The sequence below is a fragment of the Acinetobacter sp. YH12129 genome (assembly GCF_013418685.1).
Classification (GTDB): Bacteria; Pseudomonadota; Gammaproteobacteria; order Pseudomonadales; family Moraxellaceae; genus Acinetobacter; species Acinetobacter amyesii.
Window position 1 is genome coordinate 1 of sequence record NZ_VPBP01000029.1, and the last position, 26867, is coordinate 26867.

Here is a 26867-nt window from a genome sequence, read left to right on the forward strand (position 1 = left end):
ATTTGGCAATATCAAAAGCAGAGAGAAATTCACCTTTCCGCTTCAAATGCCTAAACCCTAAATCATTGACATAATTCCAGACGAAGTTCACTTCTGATGCTAGTTGGTCTAACACCTTGCAATGTTTATCTTTTATACGTAATTTAAGGGTTTTCATGTACTTATATTAACAATCAAAACTCAAGGAAAATAGTCCTTAGTTAAATCAAACGACACTTCATGTCGTGTCGCTTATATCTCTGACCTGAAGGACAGAGTTTTACCCTCCATTTGATAAATATCATCTTCAATCACATAACATTGATATTTTTCAGCGAGTTGTGCAATTCGTTCCTTATCTTCATTACTTAAACAAAAACCCAAAGGATTTTGAAAATTTGCAGTCAATAAGCATACTTTCGCGCCTGAATCCCGCATCGCCTGCTCTAAACGATCTAAATCAAAACCTTCCGTATTGGCAGGAATTTCAACAATTTTCCGCTTCAATAAAGCCAATAATTGCAATTGCCCGTTATAGTTCGGCGTCGGAACAATGACACTCTCCCCTTCCGCACTTAGATTTTGCAACATCACTGACAAAGCAGGCATACAACCATTGCTGATGTAAATATCATCCTTAGGCATGTAAAAACCATCTTCAGCCCAATGTGCCGACAAAGCTTCACGCAATTGTGGATGACCTTGCCGATTGTTATATAAAAAATCTTCTGGTTTACAATGCTTTAATGCCCTTTGGATTGAACGTCTGATTGCTTCAACAGGAACAAAATTGGGGGACAACTGAATTGAACCCAAATGAATCAGGCGACTATTTGCAGATGCTTCATGGATCTGAATTTGCAATTCTAAATTCGAAATTTCACGAGGTCGGGAATCAAAATCAGGATGATTCGGCACGGCAATTTGCTGGGCTTTCTGTGAGGATTTCACAAAATAACCAGACTTTTCTTTGACATAAATCAGGCCTTTGGCTTCAAGTAATTCATAGCAGCGTTTCGCAGTATTTAAACTGATCTGATGCTGCTGTGAAAATTGACGTAGCGCATACAGACGCTGCCCTGCGGCCAATTCACCACTATAAATTTTCTGTGCCAACTGCTGCGCAAGCTGCTGATATTGAAAAGCCATCTGTACCCTTTTTTTAATCATTCTTGTATCTGTACCCATTAAGTTAACAGATTTAAGCTGAATGCATCAGGTTGATATCTCAAAAATAACGATAGGGGGACAATTAAATGAATGACTTCACACAGCTTCGAGCGGGTCTAATCATCATCAGCACACTCACGCTTATGGCGTGCCAACCCGAACAGCACACTCAAGCTCAAAGCCAGCAAAATTTTATCTGTAAATCTTTAATTCAAGGTTTTTTGAGTGCCCAAAAACTGACGCAATATGAACTTGAGCAGATCCAACCGATCACTAGCGGCGGGTTACATCAGCAGCTATATATTTATAAAGCCAAATCTGAAAACGGCATGAATATCATGCCGCAGCAAGCCAAACTTCGCTTTGCATGTGAACAAATGACCGCGCGGCAATTTCAAATCAAGCTACATCCGCATCAATTTCCAGAACAGACCTTACTCAGTATCGAACTTCCAGAAGCACAGCACATGCAGCAGTTGACTGCTTTTCGCCTGCCTGAGATGCAAAGTCATTGATCGTTCATATTGAACTGAATCATTGCTAAGGCTTATTTTAAAATTTCTGGAAAGGTCGCAACAGTTTTGCTTTTACCCAACTGTACTTTCATTTTTTGTAGCATTTGATAAGGCTGTTGCTGCACAAACATATTCACGAAACTGAGCGGAATGGAACCTTCCGGATTGGCGTAGCCATAGGTCGACACTTTGACTTTTTGATTGCCTAAACGCTGGAAGGTCCAATCTCCCTCATAGTCGGTGAGGCGTACATAATTGGGATTGATCGGATAACCTTTTTTCACCGCTTTATTTTGGATGCTAATGATGCCCTGTGCATCTTTACGCATTTTGCCTTGTACCACCAAATCACGGTCTTTCAAGGGAAAAGGAAAATCCAACACCATATATAAACTGAATTCACCTTTCTGGTCATCGCGGGATAATACTTTGACACTGCCCATATAAGGGACCCAATTCACTGCATTTTCCACATCTAAAATCAGGGAAACCGCTTTTTCAATGGGTACATCAAAACTGGTTTCAGCTTTGTATTGAAAGACAGGATTTTGAGCATTTTGGTAGGTCCAAACCTTAATATTATTTTTATTAATCGTGAGTTTGGCATTATCCATAGTTTTCGCTTGTACTGCCGCAGTGAATGCGACAGCACAGGCCATAAAGATGACTTTTTTCATTCCATTGATCGTCTTATTTTAATTTTATGCTGTTGTTATAACGGATTTTAACGCGCTTTTATACGTCAATATCGTTAAAACCCAGTACATCTTTCATATCGTACTTACGTGCTTCACGACCGACTACCCATGCAGCTGCACGTACTGCACCAGAGGCAAAGTTCATACGGTTGGTTGCTTTATGGGTAATTTCAACACGTTCGCCATCCGCAATAAACATCGCAGTATGTTCACCGACAATGTCACCACCACGAATCGTTTGGAAGCCAATGGTTTGACGTTCACGTGGACCCGTATGACCTTCACGGCAATACACAGCATCTTGTTTTAAGTCACGTCCTAAAGCACCGGCAATGGCTTCGCCCCACATTAGCGCTGTACCTGATGGTGCATCAACTTTATGACGATGATGGGCTTCAATCACTTCAATATCCACAGTATCGCCAAACACTTTTGATGCCAATTCAAGAAGTTTGATTGAAACGTTTACACCGACAGAATAGTTCGCTGCATAGACCACTGGAGTTTCTGTTGCTGTTTCATCGAGATAAGCTTTTTGCTCATCATTCATACCTGTGGTACCAATGACAATCGCAACACCTGCTTCACGGCAAAGTTTAAGATGCTGTGCCGTTGCTGCAGGAGCAGTAAAGTCGATTACGACATCACAATCTTTTAAAACCTCAGCAAGGTTACCAACAACCTTTACGCCAACCTCGCCAATCCCTGCAAGTTCACCGGCATCTGCACCGACTAAGCTACTTTCAGGACGTTCTACCGCAGCAGCCAATTGATAGCCAGCTTGCTGAACCGCCTGAATTAAGATGCGTCCCATACGACCGCCTGCGCCCAAGATACCAATACGTGGAGCTGCTGACATAACATTTTCCTAATGTTGATTCGAAATTGGTCTTACTATATCAAAACTCCATGCGCAGGCTAAGTTGCAAACAAAAAAATCCTGTATTTTCCGAAAGACTTTTGCAAATCAAGCTCTTCGACAGACGCTGACTATTCCCTCACCAAGTTTGGGTATTTTCACGGTATGATAGGCGCGTTCTATTGATCTTGAATATTCATGAAAACCCTATTGTATCTTTGTGCGGCAGTCTGTATTGCACTGGCATGGCTGATTCCGATTCATTACCGACCTTGGGCCACATATACCGGTGAGCTTTATACCTTCTTTGCCCTGTTTGCCTTAGCGGCAACGTTCTTTAAAGAAAAGCTCATGGTGGCAAAAATTTCCTTGCCCCTGTTGCTTTTAGCGCTGATTCCCTTCGTCCAATTGGCTTTTGGGCAGGTGTATTATTTTAGTATTGCCTTACTCTGTATGCTGTTTGTGTTCAGCTTCTGGCTATGTATCAATCTTGGTTTTAGCCTATCTCAAGGTACGGAAAAACGCGAAAGAACCTTCCTATTCCTGAGCTATACCTTTGTTGCTTCTGGGGTCATGACAGGGCTCTTCGCAATATGTCAGTGGTTAGATTTCGACTCGTTTCTTCCTTTTGTGATGAAAATTAGTGGAACTACGCGCCCATTTGCAAACTTTGCTCAGCCGAATAACATGGCCACGTTTCTGCTCATGTCCTTGTTAGCCTGCTTATATGTTTATGAACAGCAAAAAGTTAAAACCCGCTATTTGGTCGCTTGTGCAATTCCTATTTTAATTGGGGTCGCGCTCAGCCAATCTCGCACCTCTTGGGTAGCAAGTATTTGCGTCCTAATCTATTTGGCTTATGCACAGTACAAAGATTATATCCGTCTTCGCTGGTTTTACAGCTTGGCATGGTTTATCGGCTTTGTGGCACTGATTGTATTGATGCCAAAATTAAGTCAAATCATGAGCCAAATGTCCGACATGAATATTCAAGAAAGTCGTGACGTAGTCAAACGTGCTGGTGGAGATATGTCTCGGTTAGCCATTTGGCAACAAATGGCACATGCCGTGGCTGCACAGCCTTGGTTTGGCTATGGTTGGCATCAAACCAGTAGTGCTTTTGTCTCGATCTCTGACACGGTGCAAGGGCCTGTATGGATTCGTAGCTCACACAATTTTATTTTGGATTTCTTATTGTGGAATGGCGCCATTATTGGTGTGCCGTTCTTGGCCTATTTCGCCTATTGGGGCATTCAATTACAGAAGTTAGCCAAGTCTGCATTATCTGTGATTGGCCTATTGATGGTCGGTGTCTTCGTTATTCATGCCATGTTGGAGTTTCCGCAAAACTACGCATATTTCTTACTGCCTGCGGGTTTTATTATCGGGGTTCTTCAAGCAGCGAAGCCACAGACGGCTACTTTGAGCCTGTCTCCGTGGTTTATCCGCATTGTTTTCGTGATTGGCGCTGTGCTGATTACGGTGATTTATCGTGATTATGCCAATGCAGCGATTCAGCTGGGTCAGGCATCAAAATATGAAAAAACACCGGAGAAAATCACCAACCATGCGCCGATCTATTTACTCACGGAATTTAGACATCGGGTAGCGATTATTCGTTTAAATCCATATTCCATCGTTTCTGAACAAACCATTCAGGATACTGAAAAATTGGTTCGCAGCTATCCAGCGAAATACCACATCATTAAATATGCACGTTTATTGGCATTTAATGGTCGTGAGGCTGAAGCACGTCATCAGCTACAGCGTCTTAAAAATATCTATAGGCTCGACATGAGCTATGAGAGTTTATTACCGCCTACAGCACAGCCGAAACCTTAAAACGCTCAATAAAAAAGCCTGCAATTATGCAGGCTTTTTTATACCTGAGTTCACATCACAGCGAACTCAAGCAAATCATTTCAATTAATCAAACAAACGGTCGAAGAATGATTTTTTCTTCGGAGATGATTTATTGTCATCGCCATCCATCGTGTCTTGTAACTCTTTCAACAATTCACGTTGACGAGCCGTTAAGTTCACAGGCGTTTCCACCACGATACGGCAGAGTAAGTCACCGGTCATGCTGGTACGTACAGGCTTCACACCTTTACCACGTAAGCGGAACAATTTACCAGTTTGAGTCCCTTCAGGTACTTTCAAGCTCACACGACCATCGAGTGTCGGAATTTGAATTTCTTTACCCAATGCAGCATCTGCAATGCTTACAGGCACATCCATATATAGGTCAGCGCCATCACGTTGGAAGATTTCGTGTTCACGTACCACCACTTCTACATATAAGTCGCCTGCTTGGCCATCACGGATCGCCTCGCCTTTGCCACTTAAACGTACGCGGTCGCCATTGTCCACACCTGCAGGAATGGTCACCTCTAAAGTTTGCTGACGGTCAGAAACCCCTGAACCATGACATTTATTACATGGGTTCTTAATGATTTTACCTTGACCACGACAGGTGCTACAGGTTTGCTGCACAGAGAAGAAGCCCTGTTGCATACGCACTTGACCGGCACCATGACAGGTTTTACAGGTTTCAACGTCATTCGGATTTTTAGATCCTTTACCATCACAGGCATCACATGGCGCTGGCGCAGTAAAGGTAATGGTTTTTTTCACGCCCTTCACAGCTTCCTCAAGGGTAAGCTCCATAACATAGCGTAAGTCTGAACCACGGCGTGCACGTTGCTGACCACCACGGCCACCACCGCCAAATGCGCCACCGAATATGTCACCAAACTGACTAAAGATATCTTCTGCGCTAAAACCGCCACCGAAGCCACCGCCGCCGCCCATGCCGCCTTCAAAAGCTTGATGTCCCATACGGTCATACATACTACGTTTTTCGCTGTCCGATAAAACTTCATATGCTTCTGCAGCTTCTTTGAATTTTTCTTCAGCTTCTGGGTTATCTGGATTACGGTCAGGGTGATACTTCATCGCCAACTTACGGTAGGCTTTTTTAATTTCATCATCACTTGCGGTTTTAGATACACCTAAAACCTCATAATAATCACGTTTAGCCATGTCTGGCGATGCTCCTCACGGAATTTAATTTAATACTTAACTGTGGTCTGAAATTGGGGAATCAAACCATTTTTTCAAGGGGTAGGCAGGAAAAAAATAAATCGACTTAGAAAACAGCCTTATTTTTAACGAATTTAGATAGACCTTGGATCCATGCATTTAATAAATACAAAAAGGCAATCGCAGCAAAGACCACACCAATTACTGTGCATGCAGTCACCCAAAGATAGGTGTCCCAATAATAGAAAAATAAAGGAATAAACCACAGTGCGGCAAAAATGGCCATCATGGAATAAATCACGACGGTGCGCATGACCCAAAGCGCTTGGGCTTGGAGCCAAACTTCTGCAGAATCGATTTGAGTCACTTTGCGTGCAAAGCCGTAGGCAAATACACCACTAATCAGGGTAAATAAAGCGAAAAACATGAAGACATAAGAAATCGCAACATAACGGCGATACTTAGCTAAACTCTCTGCTGTCATCTGTGATTCAACCCCGTACACCACAATATGCCGCGCTGCACTTGTGGTTGTTTTACTTTTTAAAAATGTCTTTGTAGATCAGGTGCTACTATAGAGAAAAATTCAATATTTCGCACCCAATATTATGGCACTTTTAAGGATTCTGCTGAGTTTTTTTCACTTTAAACCACTGTGCATATAACGCAGGTAAAAAGAACAAGGTCAGCAGGGTCGCCACGATCAATCCACCCATAATCGCCACGGCCATTGGACCGAAGAAAATACTGCGAGAAAGTGGAATCATCGCCAATACAGCGGCCAATGCAGTCAGCACAATTGGACGGCAACGACGTACCGTCGCATTGATAATCGCATCCCAAGCCGACTCCCCAGACTGAATATCTTGTTCAATCTGATCAATCAAAATCAGTGAATTGCGCATAATCATTCCTGACAGTGCAATCGTGCCGAGCATTGCCACAAAACCAAAGGGTTTATTGAACAATAACAGGAATAACACCACGCCAATAATGCCCAAAGGTGCAGTTAAAAATACGATCATCGCCCGTGACATGCTGCGTAATTGAATCATCAACAAAGTCATGACAACTGCGAGGAATAATGGCATGCCCGCATTTACAGAAGTTTGACCACGTGCTGACTCTTCCACAGTACCGCCTACTTCGAGGAGATATCCATTCGGCATCTCTGCACGTAACTGATCAAATGAATCTTTTAACTCACCCACCACCGTTGCAGGTTGCAATTTACTGCGAATATCCGCGCGCACAGTAATGGTCGGTAAACGGTTACGATGCCAAATCAAACCTTCTTCAAAGCTATACTCAATTTTCGCAATCTGCGCCAATGGCACTGAACCACCATTGCTGGTCGGTACAGCCAAACTGCTGAGCGAACCGACATCCAATCGCTCCGCTTGATCACCACGCATCCGAATTTCAATCAGCTCTCGTTTCTCACGATACTGATTAATCACTGCACCACTGATTGAACTATTCAAGAAATTGGACAGATCTAGACTGGAAACCCCCATTTGACGTGCGCGATCTTGGTCGATGTCCAGTTTAATGACTTTGCTTGGTTCACCCCAATCCAAATGCACATTGGTGGTGTTCGGGTTTTCACTGACTTTTGCAGACACGCGTTGTGCCCACTCTCGAACCAAGCTCAGATCTTCACCCGACACGCGGAACTGCAATGGATAACCCACAGGTGGGCCATTTTCTAAAAGTGAAACGCGAGTACGTACTTCAGGTAAGAGCTTACGAATTTCTTCTGCTAATGACTGACGAATTTCATTGCGATCATCTAAAGATGAAGCCAATACCACAAACTGAGCAAAACTGGCTTGGGGTAACTGCTGATCTAGAGGTAAATAAAACCGCGGTGAACCTGTCCCCACATAAGCCACAAAATTATCAATGCCTTGTTTTTTCGACAAGAACGCTTCGACTTTTTTTACGGCCGCTTCTGTGGCTTTCAGAGATGCACCTTCCTCGAGCTTTAAATCCACTAAAATTTCAGCACGGTTTGACGGTGGGAAGAACTGCTGTGGTACGGTTTTAAACATTAAAATCGATAACACAAAGATGCCCACAGTCGCTACAATCACCGTCTTGCGATAAGTCACACAAGTGTCAACCCAACCACGGAAACGTTGATAAAACGGCGACTGATAAGGATCGTGATGTTCACCGGCATGATGCACCATCGGCTGAGGTTCAGGTTGTTTGCGCAAACGTGCCCACAGGCGCTGATACCACGGGGCTTTTTGTACCAAATCTTTGTTGAAATCGGGCAGTAATTTATCCCCCAAATAGGGAACAAACAGCACTGCTGCAAACCATGACACCACCAATGCAATAGTGACCACTTGGAAAATCGAGCGAGTATATTCCCCAGTACTTGATGCTGCTGTGGCAATCGGCAAAAAGCCTGCCGCAGTAATTAGCGTGCCTGTCAGCATTGGAAATGCGGTGGTGCGCCATGCATGTCCGGCGGCTTGTAATCGGCTATAGCCCTGCTCCATTTTAATCGCCATCATTTCGACGGCAATAATCGCATCATCCACCAATAAACCGAGTACGAGAATCAATGCCCCCAAAGAAATCTTGTGCAACCCGACATCAAACATCTGCATACCAGCAAAAGTCATGGCCAAGACCAATGGAATGGAAAATGCCACAACTAATCCTGTACGGAAACCCAAGGAGAAGAAGCTCACCAACAGGACGATAATCACCGCCTCAGCGAGAACTTTCATAAACTCATTGACGCTGCGCTTCACGGCTACAGGCTGATCCGACACTTTTTTCAGTTCCATGCCCAAGGGCAAGGTTTTTTGCAGGCGGGCAAATTCTGTTTCAAGGTTTTTACCCAAAGCCAGAATGTCGCCACCTTTACGCATCGACACGGCAATGCCTAAACCATTTTCGCCCATAAAACGCATACGCGGCTGTGGTGGATCACTAAAGCCCCGATGTACATCTGCTACATCACCCAATTGAATCGTTCGTCCATTCACCAATAAGGGCATCTGACGCAGTTCATCAATGTTTTGTAAATTACCACTGACACGCACTTGAATTCGGTCTGAATTAGTTTCAAAAAAGCCGGCACTAGCAACCGTATTTTGCTGCTGCAAGGCTTGTTGAATCGCCGTCACAGGTATGCCCATTTGCGTAGCTTTGGTGTTGGAAATTTCAATCCAAACTTTTTGATCTTGTAGACCAATCAAATCCACTTTCGCAACGTCTTTGACCCGTTGTAACTGGAGCTGTAAACGGTCGGCATATTCCTTCATGGTGGCATAGTCAAAGTCTTTGCCGGTGAGCACATAGATATTACCGAAGGTGTCACCAAACTCATCATTAAAGAAAGGACCTTGCACCCCAGATGGCAATTGATGGCGAATATCATTGACCTTTTTACGCACGGTGTACCAAACATCGGGGACTTGCAGCGAACGTAGACTGTCCTTGGCCACAAAGGTCACCATGGATTCACCCGGACGTGAATACGCCATAATGCGTTCATACTGCCCCGTGGTCATCAGTTCTTTTTCAATCCGATCGGTGACCTGTAGCGAAACTTCTTTGGCTGTTGCACCAGGCCAATAGGTTTGAATCACCATGACTTTAAAGGTAAATGGCGGGTCTTCACTCTGCGACAATTTGGAATAAGAAAATATCCCAACGATGCCCAGTAGAATCATAAAATAAAGAATTAAGCCTTTATTTTTCAGTGCCCACTCAGACAAGTTAAAATTCATTATTTAACTCCTGCCTGAATGTGTACCGCTCGATTTTCACGATCAACAGGTTGTATTTTTTGTTTTTCGCGGAGCAAATGCACGCCGCCAACCACAACAAAATCCCCTGCTTGCAGACCACTAAGTACGGGCACGCTATCACGTCCGTATTCGCCTAAACTTACTGGAACTTTACATACCGTATTATCTGCATTGACCACCATCACATATGCCTGCTGACCACTCGCAGACACACTCGATAACGGCACATGCAAAACATTCTGCTGTGCTTTGGTTAAAAATACCCGTGCACTTTGCCCCAGTTGAATGGCGCTATTGCCTTCACGTAATGCCACTTTGACACTATAAGTACGAGACTGATCAGCAGCAGGACTAATTTCTCGCACATAGCCTGCAAATTTTTCCTGTGGTTTCGACCACAAGGTGACCCATGCATCCTGCCCTGTTTTAATTTCAGTAACCGCTTGTTCAGGCACACCAATGACCACTTCACGTTCACCTGCAATCGCCAATTGAAATGCCGGTTGTCCTGCTGCAATCACTTGACCAATCTCAATATTACGCTCAGTAATGACCCCATTTTTATTGGCAATTAATTGGTTATAACCGGTCTGATTACGACTCACATCATAATTGGATTGCGCTTGCTTTAAATTCGACTGTGCTGCTTTATATTGGTTTTCCACCGCATCGTACTGCGAACGACTCACAGCATTGACTGGCAATAATTGCTTAAAGCGTTTTAGTTCATCTTCAGCAATTTGTGCAGCGGAACGCGCACTTTCAAGCTGCGCTTGTGCTGCATTCAGTTGCAACTGTGCATCTTTGACGTCTAATTTTGCCAAGACTTGCCCGACTCGGACTTGGTCTCCAACATCGACATAGCGCTCAGTGATTTGACCGCCAACCCGAAACGCTAAAGCTGTTTGCTGGCGTGCTTGTACATCACCCGCATAACTTTTTTGTTCAAAATGTGTGGCGCCTGGCTGAGTCACCATCACAAATGGCACTTCCTGTTCCGTTTGGGCTTTATCCTTGCTGCATCCCCATAAGGTCACACTGCAAACGATAATCATGCTGACAACTGTGATCTTAATCGTACTCATGAAGTTCGCTCTTAATAAAAAGTCTTTTTTAGGGCAGAATATTATTCAATTAATTTGGTTATTTTTTAATTAATAAACCATGCGGTACATTAATTAGATTAATTATCCTAAATCAATGACCTTTTCGCCTTTTTTGGAATTTTTTCAGCAAATGAATGTCGGCCGCCCAAAAGACTTAGAAAAACGACAACGGATTTTAGAGTCTGCAAAACAATTATTTTTAGAAATGGGCTATCACGGTTGCAGCATGAATCAGATTGCCCAACATGCAGCGGTCACCAAACTGACGGTCTATAATCATTTTCAGGACAAAGCCACCTTATTTACCAGTGCGATTGAAGACACCTGTGAATATATTTTAAATACCCGCCCGCGACATCTGCACAGCGAAAGTCATTTTATGCAGGCTTTCGTTGAAATTTGTGAGTTGGGGCTGAACATCATGAATTTGCCAGAAGCCATTAAACTGGACTTATTACTTTTGGAGTTGGCTGCCGAACACAGTCCCTTGGTGGAACAGTTTTTCCGTGCCTCACATTTGAAAATGCGCCAAGTCTGGGAGAATTTCTTTCAAGACGCAGCAGCTTTAAATTTCATTCAGCAGGATAATCCTGCCCGACAAACTGAACTGATTGTGTCGCTACTGATGGGACTACGCCATCAAGAAGTCTTATTGGGCATGCGCCCAGTACCTGAAACAGCAGAGCGACAGGCCATTATTCACTCTGCCATCGACATCTTTATGCTGAAATATCAACTCGGCACACAGAGCTAAGCATTTTCTGAAATATTTCAAGGCTAAACTGAAACAAATGGCATAGCTACTGCTCATTTACCTAGAAAAGTCATCCGACTTTTGTCTGTACCCCCCTTTTGCCACAGCACTTTCGGGGTATAGTCGAGACAGGAATACGCGGAGAAATAACAAATGATTCAACAAATTGATGCTCCATTACGTGAAGACGTGCGCTTACTGGGCAATTTATTAGGTGAAACCCTAAAGCAGCATGCAGGACAAGATTTGTTTAATCAAGTAGAGCAAATTCGTGCTTTGTCTAAAGGCGCGCGCGATGGACAAGTTGAAGCTGAAAAACAGTTAGAACAATTATTTTTAAATTTAAAAGATGAAGAAATTCTGCCACTGACCCGTGCATTTACGCACTTTCTCAACTTTGCCAATATTGCCGAACAGTACAATGTTGTGCGTAGCCGTCGCCAAAGTGAGTTTGATGAGCAGGCACCCTCACCGAATCCACTGGATCATTTATTTGAAAAATTTAAAAGCAATAACATCAGTGCAGAACAACTGTTCCAACAAATCTGTGAATTAAAAATTGAACTGGTCCTGACTGCACATCCAACTGAAGTCAGCCGCCGTACCTTGATCCAGAAATATGATGGGATTAATGATTGCCTGTTTAAAATGGATCAACAAAAACTTACGCCACGCGAACGCAAAGCCGTACTGGATGATTTAAAACAACTGATTTGCTCGGCATGGCAAACAGATGAAATTCGTCAACATCGCCCGACGCCTGTCGACGAAGCCAAATGGGGTTTCACAACCATCGAACAGACCTTGTGGAATGCTGTACCCAAATTCATGCGTGAATTGGATGGCATGGTTCAAGATCATTGTGGCAAGACGTTGCCTTTAAATGTTTCCCCTGTGCGCTTTGCATCTTGGATGGGCGGTGACCGTGATGGCAACCCAAACGTCACCCATAATATTACTCAAGAAGTGCTGTGGCTTTCACGTTGGAAAGCTGCCGACTTGTATTTACGCGATATCGAAGACCTGCGTTGGGAACTCTCTATTCAAGAATGCAGCAAAGAGCTTAGTGATGCCTTGGGTCATTTCCACCCTGAACCGTATCGTGAATATCTACGTGATGCACGGGAACGCCTCAAAGCCACTCGTCACTGGTTGGCACTAAAACTCCGTGGTGAAGATGCGGACGATAGCCAAGTCATTAAAAGCCGCCATGAACTGCTTGATCCACTATTGGTTTGCTACCGTTCACTGATTGACAGCGGTTTACCTGAAATTGCCAATGGTCAGTTACTCGACTTTATTCATCGGGTGAATTGTTTCGGTATCGAATTACTCAAACTCGATATTCGTCAGGAGTCGACTCGTCATCGCCAAGCCATTTCTGCCATTACGGAATATTTAGGTTTAGGCAATTTTGAAACATGGACGGAGCAAGCCCGTCAAAATTTCTTGATTCAGGAACTGCAAAGCAAACGTCCATTGCTACCGAAGTTTTTAAATGAGCCAAAACAAAGCCTGATTGAACATCCGGATGTACAAGAAATCTTTGCAACCATGCGGACTTTGGCAGAGCAACCACCTGAAAGTTTAGGGGCTTATATTATTTCCATGGCAGAGCATCCGAGTGATGTCTTGGCCGTATTGTTACTGCAAAAAGAAGCGGGCATCAAACAAGCGCTACGCGTTGTGCCACTGTTTGAAACTTTAAAAGATTTGGATGGTGCCGCCCGTACCATGAATACCCTATTCAATATGCATTGGTATAAGCAGCATATTCAGGGTAAACATGAGGTGATGATTGGCTATTCAGACTCTGCCAAAGATGCGGGCTTTATGTCGGCAAACTGGGCACAGTATCGTGCGCAGGAAGAATTAACCGCGGTTGCGAAAAAACATGATGTACAACTGACATTATTCCATGGCCGTGGCGGTTCAATCAGCCGTGGTGGAGCGCCGACACAGCAAGCGCTGTTTTCACAGCCACCGGGTTCGATTTCAGGAGCGATTCGTGTCACAGAACAAGGGGAAATGATTCGCTTCAAGTTTGGATTAGAAGGCATTGCCTTACAAAACCTGGAAATTTACACCGCAGCGACCTTAGAAGCGACCTTATTACCACCGCCTGAACCGAAACAGGAATGGCGCAAGCTCATGCACAGCATGACGGATCTGTCGGTACAGGTGTATCGTCAAACCGTGCGTGAAAATCCGCATTTTGTAAAATACCTACGGACTGTAACGCCAGAACTGGAACTACAAATGTTACCGCTCGGATCACGCCCAGCCAAACGTAAAGTCAGCGGTGGAATTGAGTCATTGCGTGCGATTCCGTGGGTATTCGCATGGACTCAAATTCGTTTAATGCTACCTGCTTGGCTCGGTACAGGTGCTGCGATTAATCAGGTGATTGATCAGGGTCAAAAAGCAACCTTAGAAGAAATGCTACAACAGTGGCCTTATTTCCAAACGTTAATTGATATGTTGGAAATGGTCTTGTCTAAGGCTGATGGCCATGTGGCACTATATTATGAGTCTCATCTGACAGATAACGCAGACCTCAAACAGTTGGGCGAAGAGTTACGTCAGCGTTTACGTGATGCGGTACAAACGCTATTAGCACTCAAAGGTGAATCGAAATTACTTAGCAGTAACGATGTGCTTGACCAATCCATGAAGGTGCGTAAGCCTTATTTATTGCCGCTACATTTACTACAAGCCGAACTGATGAAACGCCGCCGTGCATACCTTGCCGAGCGTCAAGCTGAAAATACCCCAGTCGACCATGCGTTGATGGTTAGCATCGCGGGTATTGCGGCAGGTTTGCGTAACACTGGCTAAAACTTCCAACCCCAAACGAAGCACATCCATGGATGTGCTTTTTTTTTAAGCAATCACTTTAGCTTTAAATTGTTTAGGAATATATAAAATAAGAAAAATTTATGAACTAAGATAAAAAACCAACAATGATTAATTACATGATTTAACATTAATTTTACATATAAAAAACTTTTACCACTTGGTAAAAATACATGTAAAGTCAGGTAATTAATTTGAACAAAATATTTTTAAAAGTAATTAAATCTTCTAAAAAACAAGAGTATGATGTGCACAATTTATCTTTTGAGTGCTCATTTTATGTCCAATTGGTTTCCCAAATGGCGCCCATACGAAGGCAATATTGATGCACGTCCTGTCGGTACCAATGAGTATCTTCCGCCTGTGCAAAGTGTTGTATTGGGGATACAGCATGCCTTTGCAATGTTTGGTGCAACGGTTCTTGCACCATTCTTGATGGGTTTTGATGCCAATCTTGCAATTTTAATGTCGGGCATCTGTACCATCTTGTTCTTCTTTATGACTGGTGGTCGTGTACCAAGTTATCTGGGCTCAAGCTTTGCCTTTATTGGTGTGGTCATTGCCGCAACAGGTTATGCAGCGTCAGGTACTGGCGCGCCAAATGCCAATATCGCGATGGCTGCTGGCGGGATTATGGCCTGCGGTATTTTATATGCCATTTTTGGTTTTATCGTGATGGCAACGGGTACCCGTTGGATTGAAAAACTCATGCCACCTGTCGTTACAGGTGCAGTGGTGATGATCATTGGTCTCAACCTTGCCCCAGTGACCATTAAAGGGGTTGCCGGTAATAACTTTAATATGTGGATGGCTTTAGTAACCGTACTATGTATGGGTTCAATTGCTGTGTTCACCAAAGGTTTATTACAACGTCTATTACTCTTAGTTGGCCTTCTACTCGCTTACTTGGTGTATTACATCATTTCCAATGTCATGGGTCATGGCACACCAATCAATTTCGTTCCCGTACAAGAAGCGGCTTGGTTTGGTGTTCCGCACTTCCATTCACCCGTGTTTGACTTCAATGCCATGCTCATCATTGCACCGATTGCGTTGATTTTGGTTGCAGAAAACCTTGGTCACATCAAAGCTGTAGGTGCGATGACAGGTGAAAATCTCGATCCGCACATTGGTAAAGCCTTCGTTGCAGATGGTGTTGCAACCACACTTTCAGGCGGTGTCGGCGGTCCGGGTATGACAACCTATGGCGAAAATATTGGTGTGATGGCGGTAACACGTGTTTACTCGACCATCGTATTTGTATTTGCGGGTGTATTCGCCATCTTCCTTGGTCTTTCTCCAAAGTTTGGTGCGATTATTCATACTATTCCGCAAGCCATTTTGACAGGTGCATCGATTGTTGTATTTGGTCTAATTACCATTGCAGGTGCGAAAATCTGGATTGAAAACAAAGTCGATTTCTCAAAAAATAAAAACCTGATGGTGGCAGCAGTCACGATTATTTTAGGTACAGGTGACTTTGCACTTCAATTTGGTAACTTCAACTTAGGTGGTATTGGTACTGCTACATTTGCAGCGTTGATTTTGAACTGGTTCTTTAGCTTGGGCGACAAATCAGAATAAGCCCCAAGACATTTAAAAAAGAATACAACATTCATTTGAAAAGCGGCCGAAAGGTCGCTTTTTTTTATAGCTACTCTTTCGGTAAGATAAGGCATTAGCCAAGGAATACACCGTATGCGACTGGATTTGTTCGACCTTCAATTGGTACTGCACATTGTTGACAGCGGTAGTCTGACCAAAGGCGCTGCTCGTTCTGCCATCTCGCTACAAGCAGCCAGTGAACGAATTAAAAAACTCGAACAGCATTACCGCACGACCCTGTTCACTCGCCATGCCAAAGGGGTCAAACTAACCCTTGCCGGTCAAACCTTGGTTGAACATGCGCAGCGCATCTTGCATGAGGGGCAACAATTAGAACACGCAATGCTGTCCTTTGCCCATGGGCTGAGTTCCAATATGACCTTATGGTGTAATTCATCTGCACAAAGTGAATATTTGCCGGTTTTGCTGCCACGCTATTTGCTGGAAAATCCCAATACACAAATTGAGCTGCATGAAGCCGAGTCTAAAGACATCATTGCAGCGATTGAACAAGGCAATGCACAACTAGGTCTAATTTCGGGTTTCTTTAAATCCGAAAAGTTACAAACACTTGAGTTTGCAGATGATCCGTTGGTGCTGATTTGTCCTATAACTCATGAATTGGCCTCGATATCTAGCGTCAAACCCGCAGAGATTTTAAATTATCCCTTTGTCGGTTTGATGCAATATCATTCCTTGCAACAATCGATTGAGGCACAAGCCAAATTATTCGGCTGTGAAATTCAGTATCGGCTGCGTTTGCCGAATTTTGCCGCGATCGCGCAAGTGATAGCGAATGGTGTGGGCGTTGCCATCATGCCAAAACGTGCGGCCCAACGATTAATCAGTTTGTATGCCTTTGCCCAAGTTGAGCTCAGCGGTGACTGGGCCAATCGAAAATTGCTGCTCACCGCACGTAATTTTGATGATTTACCCTTAAATTATCAGCATTTCAGTCAGTTTCTACTGTCACAAAAATCTACTTTAGATGGCTAAGTCTAGGCTTCAAATCACGCCAAACTGGTGCAGCATCATATAGCCACCGAGGGCAATCAACCCGATAAAAAACACCTTACGGAATTTTTGTTCTGGAATGCGGTAACGGATTTTTTTCCCTGCCCACATGCCAATGAGCGCAGGAACCAGTGCCATGGCTGACATGGCATAATCAATCGGGAGATCTTCCACAGGATTTTGCTGTAAGAACACCGCCAAACAAATAGTTGACGTGGTAAAGGCCAAACCGAGTGACTGTACGAGGTCATCGCGTTTCAGTTGCAAACCTTGCAAATATGGCACCACAGGGATCACTACCACACCTGTGGCTACAGTCAGCGCTCCACCGAGATAACCGATCATTGGAGATAGCCATTTTTCATGTGGTGCAAAGTTCGGCAAGCTTTTGGCACAAAGCCCATACAGTCCGTATAGTGCCAACATGCCCCCCAGTAAAGCTTCATTTTTAAACTCGCCATGCCCTAAAGTTGGGAAAATACTCCAAATTGAACCGACGATGATGCCGAGTAACAAGGGCCAAAAGCGTTGAATTAGTCGCAGCACCTGCCCTTCGGCAAATAGTTGCCAAAAGTTGGTTACCATAGATGGAATGATCAATAACGTGGCTGCCTGAAATGGACTGATCACCATGGTGAGTAAACCCATCGATACCGCAGGCAGGCCTAACCCAATTGTGCCTTTAATCAGACCTGCGATTGCAAAAACTGTGATGACGAACCAAATCATGGAGAAACTCGCTGAAGAATTGGTTCTATGCTATGCAATTCAGGCACTTTGAAAAATCAGTGTTTTTGGAATAGAGCCTCAATAAAAAGTTGAGGCTAGGTTATAGCGTCTAAAACAGATAGCGTAGATGGGCTAAACAAACTCTTCTGATTTTGAATAAGTTATAAGTGTATTGGTTGAATAGTAATATAAAAACCGTTCCAATATGCTGTTTACTGGAACGGTTTTCAATAAGATATTGATACTTATAGTAAAATTTCAAGAATTTCGTATAACGCGTATTATGTTAATTTTAGGAAAAATTAAGATTACTTTTAAAAATTAAAAGGTTAAAATCCCCTCAATATTTTTGGGTTAGATGTGAATGCATAACAAAAACTTTCGATACGATATTAATGGATTAAGAGCATATGCTGTTATCCTTGTCGTTCTCTTTCATTTTGGTATTATAGGATTTGCAGCAGGATTTATCGGTGTTGATATTTTCTTTGTAATATCAGGTTTTTTAATGACTAGTATTGTTATTAAAAGCTTAGATAAAGGAAATTTTTCGCTTTTAAAATTCTACCTAGCCCGTGGTATACGTATTGTTCCAGCCCTTTTTGTAGTCAGTACGATAGTACTTATTTTAGGGTGGTTTCTTGTACTTCCAACAGATTATAAGGCATTAGCCAAGCACACTCTTTCAAGTATCAACTTTTTTTCAAATATTGTGTATTGGAGAGAGTCTGGCTACTTCGATACTGACTCACATAATAAAGCTTTGCTCCATACATGGTCTCTATCTGTTGAATGGCAATTTTATTTGGTTTTCCCAATTATTGTTGCTTTACTTTATAAAATAAAAAAATCTAGAAATTTTCTACTCACATTTTTTATTTTAGGAACAATCATTTCTTTAATATTATCAATCATTATTACTGCAAAAAATCCATCAGCTGGCTTCTTTCTGTTACCAACTAGAGCTTGGGAAATGCTAGCTGGAGGATTGATTTTCTTTATTCCTAAAGAAAAAGTTCCATATAAAAAACCTTTAGAGTTCATTGGTTTTTTTCTAATAGCTATTAGCTGTTATATTTTCTCAACTGACACATTATGGCCTAGCTATAATGCTATTCTACCAGTTCTAGGTGCTTTTCTTATTCTTTTAGCACATCAACAAAATTCTATTTTTACAAAAGGATCTGTTTTCCAATGGTTAGGTAATAATTCATATTCAATTTACCTTTGGCATTGGCCGATCGTCTTTTTCTTACATTATTTTTATAAAAATGATGACTATATATTTATTACAGCAGGGATAATTTTATCTATCATTCTAGGATGGCTTTCTTATACTTATATTGAGAATCCAACTCGTAAAAAATTATCAAATTTATCAATAGTTAAAGCTTATTTTCTTTGGTTTTTATCTATTTCAATTCTTAGCTTAATTTCAATTATGATATTTAAATTTGATGGTGTTAAAAACCGTTTTTCTAATGAAATTAATAATATTAGTAATACCATCAATGATATTAACCCAAGAAGAGATGAATGCCTTGGTAAACAGGATGACTCTCAACTTAAAAAATGTACCTATGGTGATGGACCATTGTCTCTAATAGTCGTTGGCGACAGCCATGCAAGTGCTATGTTAAATGGTGTTATTAATGCTCTACCTAATAATACATCTTTAATTTCATTTACTATTAGTGGTTGCCCTACAGTTAAAAATTTAAAAAAGACTAATATGCCTGAATATTCTTGTGGCGAAAGAGTAAAAGATATTATTAATGATATAAAAACGAACTACTCGACTGATATTCCAATCCTAGTAATTAATAGAGCTAATGCCATTTTTCAAGGTGAACCAGAAAATGATAAAAGTAATCAACCTATTCGATATATAAATACTCCATCTCTTGTATTTGATGAGGAATATTATGCACAAATGAGAAATGCCTATGTTGATACATTAAAAGATTTATCTGCATCTCATAAAGTATATATTACAAGGCCAACTCCAGAAGCTAAAAAAGAAATTTCCAACCTTGCAGCCAAAATTTTTAAGTATCATTTACCTACTCAAGATTTAACCATTACTTGGAATGAATACTACGAAAGAAGTAAACAAGCTTGGAAAGCCCAAGATATGGCAGCACAGTCCACTAAAAATATTCAAATAATTGATTTATCTAGAGAGTTTTGTGATAACGAAACATGCTACTTTACCCAAAATAATTTACCTTTATTTTATGATGACGATCATATGAGTTGGACTGCATCTCTAAAATTAGCCCCTATATTTAAAAAAGAAATTTTTGATAAATAACAAGTAAAGGACCACTAACGTGGTCCTTTTTATTTAATTATTTAACATAAAAACTCTTATACGAAATTCAAATCCGCCCTAACTATGGTCGAATCTCTTTCAACTCACGTTGAATAAAATGCTGAATCATATCGCGGTATAAACGTTCCACAATATCTGCATTTACACCGTGCTCTGTGGCTTGTAGACGAATTTTACTAATCACCGCTTCGACACGTTCTGGTGATTGAACATCCTGTACTGAACGCTTAAAACGCACCGCTTGATCGACATAAAACTGACGTGCAGCAATGAGCTCAATAATTCCCTGATCAATCACATCAATCTGTGCGCGGGCTTGCTCTAATGACTCAACTTTTTCTTTCTTCATCTTCTCTGGCTTCACTTTCAGCGGTGTTTTCACTTTTATACTTCTCTTCTAACACATTACTGAAAATACTTTCAATCATCCAAACGCGATATAAACTATTAAATACATAGCTTTGACCTGCAATACGTAATTCTAAAACAGGAAAATCGGGCTGTGACTTCATCTCACAGTGCATATCATTTTCTTTTAATTTTTCAGCAATATCGTTAGTAGTCAGTTCAGAAATCTCTAACTCATACTGTAAAGCCTGAAAATGTGCTTTGAAGGATAAATCACGCCCTTTGGTCCATACGGCTTCCAAAATACGATACATCACATCAATACGCTGCTCTTCGGGCGCACTGTAGTAAAGCTGTGACATAGCTAATGTCGCAGCTTCTGTAGGCCGGCAAAATGGCGTGAACTTAACTTCTGTCCGTTTAGACAGACGTGTTGCCAAACTCCAATCAAACAGATCACGACCGTGATACGACAATGGATACACATTCAGCTGAATATTATAATAGTCCGCCAATTCCTCACGAATATAAGCCAACAGTAACCATGAAATCGGATCTTCCATCGCGATGTAGAGATCAAGCTCAGGATCGAGTCCCTGAATTTCATTCAACTCTTCTGCATCACTGATCAGGTGCTCACGCCATTCAATATGATTGATCATAAAGATCGGGTTATCTGTCAGGAGTTTTTGTTGTTTTAAACGGCGCGTTAAACGAAGTAAATCATCTACCGCATGGTACTTACGTTCGCCAAATTCAAAATAACCCGTCAAAATTGGTAAGTCAGAAAAGATCCGTTCTGGAAAATCTTGAGCTTTATGATGACGGCTGGCCATCGCATACAGTGTTCTCAGCTTGCCATACTGCTTTTGCCACAACATGTGGAACACATCTTCAAGTAAATAGAGAAAATCTTGGCCACGTAATGGGGTATTTTTTAGAATAATTTCGGCTTGTTCTAAAGCTTCAGCGGTCGGTTGTTCAGGTGTTTCATGAAAACTAAAACGATGCTGCCGCGCTAAAATTTGGGCATCATTCAGACAATATTGTTGCCATTCAATCGATGACATTTGATTAGGAGGTTCTGCACTCTGACGACAAATAATCACTTTTAGTGGCTTAATTTCATCACTGAGAATTTCTTCTAATTGAGGCAGTTGCTGCGCAGCCAAATAGCTATAGACATCATCCAGTCGAAGATAAACACTCAGACCTTGTTCCGTGGGTAACACCGCTTGTCGGGTCGGTTTCTGATAAAACCAACTCGATCGGATTGGATCGAACCAACGGCGTAACAGTGACATGCGTTTTTTGCCTCAAAATGATGAATTGTGCTGAGCACTGCCAGCACATGCTTAAATTCAACTTCTATTATGAAGCTGTTTTAAATGAGATATAAGCCTTGTGCAAAACTTATATCAAGTCAGGGCTAAATGTTCAATGTTTAACAATGGATTAGACGTCTAGATTTAGGTCAGTCACCGCACCTTTCTCCGCACCAGAGGTCAGCTTGGCAAATTTAGCCAAAGCGCCATGGGTATAATTCGGTTTCGGTTTGACCCAGGCCGCGCGACGTGCAGCAAGTTCATCCTCAGCCACATGCCACGTCATTTCACGGGTTTCAGCGTTAATTGATATTTTATCGCCGTTTTTGACCAAGCCAATTGGGCCGCCTTCATAGGCTTCTGGTGTCACATGACCAATCACAAAACCATGGCTGCCGCCCGAGAAACGCCCATCGGTCAACAGTGCGACGGATTGGCCTAGACCTTTACCAATAATCGCTGAAGTCGGTTTCAGCATTTCAGGCATACCCGGTCCGCCTTTCGGCCCAACACCGCGGATCACCACCACTTCACCTTCTTGTACTTCGCCATCTAAAATACCGCGCATGGCACCCTGCTCACCCTCAAATACCCGCGCAGGCCCTTCAAAATATAGCCCTTCTTTACCGGTAATTTTAGCCACTGCACCCGTCGGTGACAGATTGCCTTTCAGTACCACCAAGTGCGAATCCTTTTTGATCGGTGCATCAAATGGCAGAATAATTTGCTGACCTTCAGGATAATCCTCTACCTCGGCTAAGTTTTCTGCCAAAGTTTTGCCCGTAACCGTCAGGCAAGAACCATCGAGCATACCTGCCTTCAGCATGCGCTTCATCAGCGGCTGAATACCACCAATGGCGATCAGTTCCGACATTAAATATTTACCCGATGGCCGCACATCGGCCACCACAGGAATGTCTTTGCCAATGCGCGCAAAATCGTCCAAAGACAGTTCCACGCCTGCGGTATGCGCCATGGCAATCAAATGTAGTACGCCATTGGTTGAACCGCCTAAAGCAATCAGCACTTTAATCGAGTTTTCAAAAGCGGCTTTGGTCATAATGTCGCGCGGCTTAATATCGAGACGCAGCAGGTTCATCACGGCTTCACCTGCGCGTTGGCAATCTTCAATTTTATCTGCTGAAACTGCTTCCTGCGCCGATGAACCTGGCAAGCTCATGCCTAAGGCTTCAATCGCTGAAGCCATCGAATTGGCCGTATACATACCGCCGCACGAACCCGGCCCCGGCAGCGCGACTTCTTCAATCTGCTTCACTTGAATTTCATTGATTTCGCCTTTGGCATGCTGACCCACTGCTTCAAATACCGAGATCATGTCGGTATGACCTGCTCCGGGTTTAATGGTGCCACCATAAATAAACAGACCCGGACGGTTTAAACGCGCCAAACCCATGATACAGCCCGGCATGTTCTTGTCGCAGCCGCCTATGGCAATTACGCCATCATAGGCCTGACAGCCCACCACAGCTTCAATAGAGTCGGCAATGATTTCCCGCGACAGCAGTGAATACTTCATACCTTCAGTACCATTGGAAATGCCGTCAGAAATCGTAATAGTATTAAAAATAATGCCTTTACCGCCTGCGGCATTCACCCCGCTTTCAGCTTCACGCGCCAAGCCATCAATATGCATATTACACGGCGTGACATTGGCCCAAGTCGAGGCGATGCCTATAAATGGGCGCTTAAAGTCAGCATCTTGGAAGCCTGTGGCACGCATCATGGAACGTGCAGGCGCATTTTCTATGCCGTCATAAACAGGTGCTGAATGTTCGCGGATATTATTTTTACTCATTGTTCTTCCTTGGCGATCGCTGATTTTGTGCCTCAGTTTTGGCAGATTCTTTTAAATTTATTGTATAGAAAGCGCTCGGTATGTAAAAGAAATTACATCTCAACAAAAGAGATTTTAATGTATTCAACACTTTTCAATCACATGGCAAAGCCATATAAGACGTATGAGAAGATTTGAAGAAAAGAAGAATTGCGTATGAATCCTCTCCCTAGCCCTCTCCTCTAAAAGGAGAGGGAACGTCCATTATCTCGAAAATAAAGCACATAAAATGACTAAAGTAATGATTTATGATGCGTTCAATTTTATCTAATACCTGATACGCGGAAATGTCATCCGCAACCTGCGTGGTCTTTTAAAGAAACTGTTTTTGCAAAAAATATTTTTTGAATCTTAAGTGGACAGGTTTTGCGGATGACAAATGGTTTTGGTTACTTTTGCCAAAACAAAAGTAACATAAGAGCTCCTAAAATTTGCTTTAAAAAGATAAGACTCCGTTGTGTCATTTTTTTAAATTTAAAGACTATAAAAATAAGCTTCCACAATATTCAATTTAGTGAAAATCAAAATAAAAAAATCACCGCAGCAAGTATGAGTTTAGGTTTTAGATTCTTTCCCATACAGCCTCATATTAAAGAATAAAACTCTAATACTATCTCGTAGGCACTCCTTACTTTTGACAGGCCAAAAGTAAACAAAAGCCTTTATCTGCCCGATATAGCATCCCTGCTATACTAGCAAACGTTCGACTTCCTGTCGCACCTCTCCATAGCAAAAGTTGGGGATTTATAAAATATTACTTGCATAAAAAAGCACCCCATTAGGAGTGCTTTTCTATTTAGAAATCTAAAGCTTAGATTTCACGTACTGCGCCTTTCGCCGCACTCGTGGTATGCATTGCATACGCTTTCAATGCTTTCGAAATTTTGCGTGGACGCTCTTCAACTGGATGCCAACCTTTGGCTTCTTGCGCTGCACGGCGAGCGGCCATGGTTGCTTCATCAACAGCAAGGTTGATGGTACGGTTTGGAATATCAATTTCGATTAAATCGCCATCTTCCACCAAACCAATTGCACCACCTTCTGCTGCTTCAGGTGAAACGTGACCAATAGACAGGCCTGACGAACCGCCCGAGAAACGACCGTCAGTCAATAATGCACATTCTTTGCCTAGACCTTTCGATTTTAAGTAGCTGGTTGGGTACAACATTTCTTGCATACCCGGACCACCACGTGGGCCTTCATAGCGAATCACAACCACATCACCGGCTTTGATTTCATTGCCCAAGATCGCCTCTACTGCTGAATCTTGGCTTTCAAACACACGTGCAGTACCGTTGAATTTCAAGATTGAATCATCTACACCCGCAGTTTTTACGATACAACCATCGAGCGCAATGTTGCCGTAAAGCACAGCTAAGCCACCGTCTTTCGAGAACGCATGTTCAGCATTACGGATCACGCCATTTTCACGGTCACCATCTAGTCGTTGGTAATATCGATCTTGTGAGAATGCAGTTTGCGTTGGTACACCGCCCGGCGCTGAACGGAAGAATTGGTAAACGTCTTCATTTTCAGTACGGATAATGTCCCATTTATCTAAAGCATCTTTTAAGCTTGCTTCGTGAACAGTACCTACAGATGTGTCCAATAAGCCTGCACGGTCTAATTCACCGAGAATGGACATGATACCGCCAGCACGGTGTACATCTTCCATATGTACGTCGTTTTTCGCAGGTGCAACTTTACATAGAACAGGCACTTTGCGAGATAAACGGTCAATGTCATCCATCGTGAAATCAACACCCGCTTCATTGGCAGCCGCCAACAAGTGTAGAACGGTATTGGTTGAACCACCCATCGCGATGTCTAAAGTCATGGCATTTTCATACGAGGCTTTGGTCACCATTTCACGTGGCAATACGCTGTAATCATCTTGTTCATAATGACGTTTAGCCAATTCAACAATTAAAGAGCCTGCGCGTTCGAATAATTTTTTACGGTTTGCATGTGTTGCCAGTGTAGAACCGTTACCCGGTAAAGACAGGCCCAATGCTTCTGTTAAGCAGTTCATTGAGTTTGCGGTGAACATACCTGAGCATGAACCACAAGTTGGGCATGCAGAGCGTTCGTATTCTGCTACTTCTTCATCGGTATAGTTGTCATCTGCAGCCACAATCATGGCATCAATTAAGTCGATGGCTTTGTCGTTACCACGGATTTTAACTTTACCCGCTTCCATTGGACCACCAGAGACAAATACCACTGGAATGTTCAAACGCATTGCCGCCATCAACATCCCTGGAGTAATTTTGTCACAGTTGGAAATACATACCATGGCATCGGCACAGTGTGCGCTCACCATGTATTCAACAGAGTCTGCAATCAAGTCACGTGAAGGCAATGAATACAGCATACCGTCATGACCCATCGCAATACCGTCATCAACCGCAATGGTATTGAACTCTTTGGCTACACCGCCTGCTTGCTCAATTTGACGCGCCACGAGTTGACCAAGGTCTTTAAGATGAACGTGACCCGGTACAAATTGAGTAAATGAGTTCACGACGGCAATAATTGGTTTACCGAAGTCTTCATCTTTCATACCAGTTGCACGCCATAAGCCGCGCGCACCCGCCATATTTCTTCCGTGTGTCGATGTTTTTGAACGATAGTCAGGCATTTTATATTTCCAACAAAGTTTGAGCTTGAAATGAACCCTGCAGATTCACTCTGGCTAAATCATACTGACAATGATGTAAAATCAGTCGAATTTTAAACCTATCATACACCAAGCCATTGTTTTTAAAGATGGCTTTTTAAGCTGAGATTTGGGCAGATGGGTCTATAAATAAAACCGAGTGATTTGACGACAAAAATCTTTTAACTGAAATCTACTATACCGCCATCAAAGGCTGCACAATACAAAACTTTCATGAA

The 26867-nt window shown here is 42.7% G+C and carries 18 protein-coding genes and 2 pseudogenes; 7 read left to right on the top strand and 13 right to left on the bottom strand.

Going from position 1 to position 26867, the window contains the following annotated elements; genetic code table 11:
• Both FTU65_RS13025 and FTU65_RS13030 read right to left on the bottom strand, forming a co-directional pair.
• Positions 1–157: pseudogene (locus tag FTU65_RS13025) on the bottom strand (RNA-guided endonuclease TnpB family protein); the annotation flags it as partial.
• Between the two features lie 116 nt (positions 158–273).
• A pseudogene (locus FTU65_RS13030) lies at positions 274–1128 on the bottom strand (PLP-dependent aminotransferase family protein); the annotation flags it as partial.
• Between the two features lie 107 nt (positions 1129–1235).
• On the opposite strand from FTU65_RS13030, the gene FTU65_RS13035 reads away from it, so the two are divergent.
• Entirely contained in the window at positions 1236–1664 is a 429-nt protein-coding gene (locus tag FTU65_RS13035) for a hypothetical protein (RefSeq protein ID WP_257222997.1), read from the top strand.
• A gap of 32 nt (positions 1665–1696) precedes the next feature.
• On the opposite strand, the gene FTU65_RS13040 is transcribed toward FTU65_RS13035, so the two are convergent.
• Positions 1697–2341, bottom strand: a complete 645-nt coding sequence (locus tag FTU65_RS13040; protein ID WP_180066868.1) for an START domain-containing protein — start codon at positions 2339–2341, stop codon at positions 1697–1699.
• A gap of 58 nt (positions 2342–2399) precedes the next feature.
• Positions 2400–3221 (bottom strand): 4-hydroxy-tetrahydrodipicolinate reductase, encoded by an 822-nt coding sequence (gene dapB / locus FTU65_RS13045; protein ID WP_180066870.1) that lies wholly within the window; start codon positions 3219–3221, stop codon positions 2400–2402.
• A 198-nt stretch (positions 3222–3419) separates the two neighbouring features.
• Between dapB and FTU65_RS13050 the strand changes: the two genes are divergently transcribed.
• Positions 3420–5063: a PglL family O-oligosaccharyltransferase gene (locus tag FTU65_RS13050; protein WP_180042058.1), complete on the top strand. Its 1644-nt coding sequence runs from the start codon at positions 3420–3422 to the stop codon at positions 5061–5063.
• Positions 5064–5147: 84 nt separating this feature from the next.
• Here FTU65_RS13050 and dnaJ read toward each other — a convergent pair whose 3' ends face one another.
• The 4 genes from dnaJ to FTU65_RS13070 all read right to left on the bottom strand — a co-directional run bounded on the left by dnaJ (position 5148) and on the right by FTU65_RS13070 (position 11127).
• On the bottom strand, positions 5148–6266 hold the full coding sequence (gene dnaJ, locus FTU65_RS13055) for a molecular chaperone DnaJ (RefSeq protein ID WP_111885156.1): 1119 nt from the start codon (positions 6264–6266) through the stop codon (positions 5148–5150).
• Positions 6267–6372: 106 nt separating this feature from the next.
• Entirely contained in the window at positions 6373–6750 is a 378-nt protein-coding gene (locus FTU65_RS13060) for a hypothetical protein (protein WP_078194105.1), read from the bottom strand.
• A 133-nt stretch (positions 6751–6883) separates the two neighbouring features.
• Positions 6884–10021, bottom strand: a complete 3138-nt coding sequence (locus tag FTU65_RS13065) for an efflux RND transporter permease subunit (protein ID WP_180066871.1) — start codon at positions 10019–10021, stop codon at positions 6884–6886.
• On the bottom strand, positions 10021–11127 hold the full coding sequence (locus FTU65_RS13070; protein ID WP_180066872.1) for an efflux RND transporter periplasmic adaptor subunit: 1107 nt from the start codon (positions 11125–11127) through the stop codon (positions 10021–10023). Before FTU65_RS13070 ends, FTU65_RS13065 begins: the two co-directional genes overlap by 1 nt.
• Positions 11128–11278: 151 nt before the next feature.
• On the opposite strand from FTU65_RS13070, the gene FTU65_RS13075 reads away from it, so the two are divergent.
• The 4 genes from FTU65_RS13075 to FTU65_RS13090 all read left to right on the top strand — a co-directional run bounded on the left by FTU65_RS13075 (position 11279) and on the right by FTU65_RS13090 (position 17359).
• Positions 11279–11902, top strand: a complete 624-nt coding sequence (locus tag FTU65_RS13075) for a TetR/AcrR family transcriptional regulator (protein ID WP_180066873.1) — start codon at positions 11279–11281, stop codon at positions 11900–11902.
• 153 nt (positions 11903–12055) lie between these two features.
• On the top strand, positions 12056–14740 hold the full coding sequence (gene ppc, locus FTU65_RS13080) for a phosphoenolpyruvate carboxylase (RefSeq protein WP_180066874.1): 2685 nt from the start codon (positions 12056–12058) through the stop codon (positions 14738–14740).
• 297 nt (positions 14741–15037) lie between these two features.
• On the top strand, positions 15038–16342 hold the full coding sequence (locus tag FTU65_RS13085; protein ID WP_078191643.1) for a solute carrier family 23 protein: 1305 nt from the start codon (positions 15038–15040) through the stop codon (positions 16340–16342).
• Between the two features lie 114 nt (positions 16343–16456).
• The gene (locus FTU65_RS13090) at positions 16457–17359 is read left to right on the top strand and encodes a LysR family transcriptional regulator (RefSeq protein WP_180066875.1); all 903 of its coding nucleotides are present in this window, start codon (positions 16457–16459) and stop codon (positions 17357–17359) included.
• A gap of 9 nt (positions 17360–17368) precedes the next feature.
• Here the strand turns inward: FTU65_RS13090 and FTU65_RS13095 are convergent, their stop codons facing one another.
• Positions 17369–18106 carry a sulfite exporter TauE/SafE family protein gene (locus FTU65_RS13095; protein WP_180066876.1) on the bottom strand — a complete coding sequence of 246 codons (738 nt, stop codon included), beginning with the start codon at positions 18104–18106 and terminating at the stop codon, positions 17369–17371.
• 364 nt (positions 18107–18470) lie between these two features.
• On the opposite strand from FTU65_RS13095, the gene FTU65_RS13100 reads away from it, so the two are divergent.
• Positions 18471–20420 (top strand): acyltransferase family protein, encoded by a 1950-nt coding sequence (locus FTU65_RS13100; protein WP_180066877.1) that lies wholly within the window; start codon positions 18471–18473, stop codon positions 20418–20420.
• A gap of 82 nt (positions 20421–20502) precedes the next feature.
• Here FTU65_RS13100 and FTU65_RS13105 read toward each other — a convergent pair whose 3' ends face one another.
• From FTU65_RS13105 to ilvD (FTU65_RS13120), 4 genes are all read right to left on the bottom strand, one after another.
• The gene (locus FTU65_RS13105; RefSeq protein ID WP_078191648.1) at positions 20503–20790 is read right to left on the bottom strand and encodes a chorismate mutase; all 288 of its coding nucleotides are present in this window, start codon (positions 20788–20790) and stop codon (positions 20503–20505) included.
• On the bottom strand, positions 20771–22093 hold the full coding sequence (locus FTU65_RS13110) for a hypothetical protein (RefSeq protein WP_180049579.1): 1323 nt from the start codon (positions 22091–22093) through the stop codon (positions 20771–20773). The genes FTU65_RS13105 and FTU65_RS13110 overlap by 20 nt, the downstream gene beginning before the upstream one ends.
• A 151-nt stretch (positions 22094–22244) precedes the next feature.
• The gene (gene ilvD / locus FTU65_RS13115; protein WP_180066878.1) at positions 22245–23930 is read right to left on the bottom strand and encodes a dihydroxy-acid dehydratase; all 1686 of its coding nucleotides are present in this window, start codon (positions 23928–23930) and stop codon (positions 22245–22247) included.
• An 850-nt stretch (positions 23931–24780) separates the two neighbouring features.
• Positions 24781–26610 carry a dihydroxy-acid dehydratase gene (gene ilvD, locus FTU65_RS13120; protein ID WP_111885144.1) on the bottom strand — a complete coding sequence of 610 codons (1830 nt, stop codon included), beginning with the start codon at positions 26608–26610 and terminating at the stop codon, positions 24781–24783.
• Positions 26611–26867 lie beyond the last annotated feature (257 nt).

Bases quoted from the DNA above. Each gene is read 5' to 3' on its own strand.
- FTU65_RS13070 (WP_180066872.1), bottom strand. From the start codon at position 11,127: ATGAGTACGATTAAGATCACAGTTGTCAGCATGATTATCGTTTGCAGT.
- FTU65_RS13040 (WP_180066868.1), bottom strand. From the start codon at position 2,341: ATGAAAAAAGTCATCTTTATGGCCTGTGCTGTCGCATTCACTGCGGCA.
- FTU65_RS13105 (WP_078191648.1), bottom strand. From the start codon at position 20,790: ATGAAGAAAGAAAAAGTTGAGTCATTAGAGCAAGCCCGCGCACAGATT.
- FTU65_RS13050 (WP_180042058.1), top strand. From the start codon at position 3,420: ATGAAAACCCTATTGTATCTTTGTGCGGCAGTCTGTATTGCACTGGCA.
- FTU65_RS13065 (WP_180066871.1), bottom strand. From the start codon at position 10,021: ATGAATTTTAACTTGTCTGAGTGGGCACTGAAAAATAAAGGCTTAATT.
- ilvD (WP_180066878.1), bottom strand. From the start codon at position 23,930: ATGAGTAAAAATAATATCCGCGAACATTCAGCACCTGTTTATGACGGC.
- FTU65_RS13090 (WP_180066875.1), top strand. From the start codon at position 16,457: ATGCGACTGGATTTGTTCGACCTTCAATTGGTACTGCACATTGTTGAC.
- ppc (WP_180066874.1), top strand. From the start codon at position 12,056: ATGATTCAACAAATTGATGCTCCATTACGTGAAGACGTGCGCTTACTG.
- FTU65_RS13110 (WP_180049579.1), bottom strand. From the start codon at position 22,093: ATGTCACTGTTACGCCGTTGGTTCGATCCAATCCGATCGAGTTGGTTT.
- FTU65_RS13060 (WP_078194105.1), bottom strand. From the start codon at position 6,750: ATGACAGCAGAGAGTTTAGCTAAGTATCGCCGTTATGTTGCGATTTCT.
- ilvD (WP_111885144.1), bottom strand. From the start codon at position 26,610: ATGCCTGACTATCGTTCAAAAACATCGACACACGGAAGAAATATGGCG.
- FTU65_RS13035 (WP_257222997.1), top strand. From the start codon at position 1,236: ATGAATGACTTCACACAGCTTCGAGCGGGTCTAATCATCATCAGCACA.
- FTU65_RS13100 (WP_180066877.1), top strand. From the start codon at position 18,471: ATGCATAACAAAAACTTTCGATACGATATTAATGGATTAAGAGCATAT.
- FTU65_RS13075 (WP_180066873.1), top strand. From the start codon at position 11,279: ATGAATGTCGGCCGCCCAAAAGACTTAGAAAAACGACAACGGATTTTA.
- FTU65_RS13095 (WP_180066876.1), bottom strand. From the start codon at position 18,106: ATGATTTGGTTCGTCATCACAGTTTTTGCAATCGCAGGTCTGATTAAA.
- dapB (WP_180066870.1), bottom strand. From the start codon at position 3,221: ATGTCAGCAGCTCCACGTATTGGTATCTTGGGCGCAGGCGGTCGTATG.
- FTU65_RS13085 (WP_078191643.1), top strand. From the start codon at position 15,038: ATGTCCAATTGGTTTCCCAAATGGCGCCCATACGAAGGCAATATTGAT.
- dnaJ (WP_111885156.1), bottom strand. From the start codon at position 6,266: ATGGCTAAACGTGATTATTATGAGGTTTTAGGTGTATCTAAAACCGCA.